Annotated in this window: 3 protein-coding genes; 2 read left to right on the top strand and 1 reads right to left on the bottom strand. The window is 48.0% G+C overall.

Going from position 1 to position 2,766, the window contains the following annotated elements; genetic code table 11:
• Positions 1-907 (top strand): DUF58 domain-containing protein (locus RMO55_RS00110; protein WP_310421637.1); only part of this gene is annotated, 907 nt, incomplete at its 5' end.
• 32 nt (positions 908-939) lie between these two features.
• Positions 940-1,557, top strand: coding sequence for a hypothetical protein (locus tag RMO55_RS00105; protein WP_310421633.1), 618 nt, complete (start codon positions 940-942; stop codon positions 1,555-1,557).
• 81 nt (positions 1,558-1,638) lie between these two features.
• Here the strand turns inward: RMO55_RS00105 and purM are convergent, their stop codons facing one another.
• Positions 1,639-2,667: a phosphoribosylformylglycinamidine cyclo-ligase gene (purM, locus tag RMO55_RS00100; protein WP_310421640.1), complete on the bottom strand. Its 1,029-nt coding sequence runs from the start codon at positions 2,665-2,667 to the stop codon at positions 1,639-1,641.
• Positions 2,668-2,766: the final 99 nt, after the last annotated feature.

Here is a 2,766-nt window from a genome sequence, read left to right as displayed (position 1 = left end):
TCAAGTCCGAGATTTGAGTCCATTTCCCAGATTGAATTCGCTAGTAACCACGGTAGAACAAGTTTTACCTCAAAATGAATATCGATGGACGTATCGACAGCCTACCGAGCAAAGAGGGGTGTATCGGTGGGAAAAAGTTGCTCTGCGGAGTGGCGCGCCAATTGGGTTATTTTGGTGTCAGAGATATCGCCAAGCACCCGCGATCGCCTATGTCTATCCCCAAGTCCTGAAATTAGATCGCTGTCCGTTAATCGATGGGATCGGTAGTAGCGATCGTCAGCAAAATCGACAGTATACCAATCGTCATCTCGAAGCAGCCAATGAGGGAATAACTCGTTCTCTTCGCCCCTACCGTTACGGGGATTCGATGCGTTTAATTCACTGGCGCACGAGTGCGCGATATGGTGAATTTCAAGTACGCGAATTGGAAATCGATCGGGGTGGACAAGATATCATTATCTACCTCGACAGCGGTGCCAATTGGGATGCAGCAGACTTTGAACAAGCCGTAATTGCTGCTTGTACGCTCTATTTCTATGCCAGTAAATCTACACAGCTCAATATCAAACTATGGACGGCGGGAACTGGATTAATTGCTGGCGATCGACAGGTATTAGAAACCCTCGCCGCAGTGCAGATGTCCGAACCAACAGCGCAAGAAATGCCCTCAAATGCAGTAATTTGCCTGACTAGTCAACCACAACAGCTCGAAATCCTCCCCCCTGGCAGTCGTTGGGCACTATGGACTCAATCGCCATTTACCCCCAGATCTGGAGCGTCAGGCATCGCGATCGACCCCACCAAATCCTTGCAACAACAGCTCAGTAGTCCCAATTTTGCTAGCCAACGGGAAACGCCACAAGATGTTCGATCGCCATTAACAACTCAAAATTCGCACTTAAACTAACAACTTGCCACTTGCCACTTTCCACTAAAATCATGCGCCAACCTTCAGGGAGTAAAATTCAACTGACGAGTAAAGCCGATCGATTGGAACTAACGATTCCGGCGCGATTTCGGCCAGATCGAGCTGCAATTCATCAATTGGGATTAGCTGGCTTGATTAATTTTATCGTGCTGATCCTGATCGCACTGACAATTTATATTTCTGCACCACTATCAATCCCCAATACAGATTTAGCTGTCAAAGTTGGTTTGGGGGTGGCTTTGATGTTTATTCTGCCTTTGACATTATGGCTATTGAAGGGTGGGTTTAAGCTATCCTTCGATCTGGCGGAGAAGTTTCTATCCCAGACGATCGTCACGATCGATCGTCACCAATTTACCCTATCTCAGCATCTCTACGGTCTCGAGCGCATTCGTCCCAAACACCTCAAAACCAGAGAAATTACCCAAGTCATCGTCGATAACTATCAGCATCCAGATCTAAAAGTCCCCAAAGTCAGTCTGATGCTGGAATTACGTCAGATCGATCCGATTCGCATTCTCAGTACCGGACAAGATCTCACCGAACGCGAGATTAAATGGATGGCGCGAGAATTAAGCAACTGGCTAGGAGTCAATCTGATTACTGACTCGATCGATCTGGATAGTTGAAAGATGCCCAAAAATGAGAGTAGGGGTAATTCATGAATTACCCCTACTCTCATTTTGGAAAACGGTTGAATTTAGCGAACTTTACCCAGGAATCCCAATCAAAGATCGATCTCCAGTAACTACAGTCCCGATCGCATAAGCTTCAATCCCCTGCGACTGGAAAAACGCGATCGAGTCGCTCGCCGCCGTTGCAGGCACAATTACCACATAGCCAATCCCCATATTAAAAGTATTAAACATATCCACAGGTGCGACATTTCCCGCCTCAGCCAACCATTGAAACGCAGGCGGAATCTGCCAACCCTGGAGATCCATCTGGATCGAATGGTTTGCACCCAGACAGCGCGGTAAATTTTCAGGTAAACCGCCACCAGTAATATGTGCCATCCCATGAATCGGTAATTGCTGCTCGATCGCTGCTAAAATCGGCTTCACATATATTTGAGTAGGAGTTAGGTACACATCACCCAGATTTTTCCCTTCCAAGCGACTGGGGGTATCCTCCCACCGATAGCCGCCATCGCTGACAATCTTCCGCACCAGGCTATAACCATTACTATGAATACCACTACTAGCTAGTCCGATCGCCACATCGCCGATCTGAATCTGCTGACCGTCGATCAGCTTGCTCTTTTCGGCAATTCCCACTGCAAAGCCCGCCAGATCGTATTCACCCAATTGGTAGAATCCTGGCATTTCTGCCGTTTCTCCACCCAAAAGCGCACAACCAGCTTGACGACAACCATCGGCAATTCCTGCTACTACCTGCGTGAGCTGAGTGGAATTGAGTTTGCCAGTTGCCAAATAATCTAGGAAATATAACGGTTCTGCGCCGCAAGTCAGAATATCATTAACGCACATTGCGACGAGATCGATCCCGATCGAGGCATGATTGTCTAATTCTTGAGCGATTTTGAGTTTGGTTCCGACTCCATCTGTACCGGATACTAGCACTGGCTGCTGATAGCCTGTCGGCAGCTCAAACCAGCCGCTAAAGCCACCTAAGCCGCCTAAAACGCCCTGGCGATGGGTACTGTGGACGAGGCTTTTGATGTTCTCGACAAACGCTCTCCCCGCCACAACATCGACACCTGCTTGTTGATAATCCATATTCCACCCGTACACGATCGGCACAGGTATTCTGACTTGCGGCGCAGAACCGTTATATTTCCTAGATTATTTGGCAACTGGCAAACTCAATTCCACTCA

It is taken from the genome of Chamaesiphon sp. VAR_48_metabat_135_sub, assembly GCF_031418915.1.
GTDB lineage: Bacteria > Cyanobacteriota > Cyanobacteriia > Cyanobacteriales > Chamaesiphonaceae > Chamaesiphon.
The sequence above is the reverse complement of the archived record's forward strand: the minus strand, read 5'-3'. Positions and strand labels throughout refer to the sequence as shown.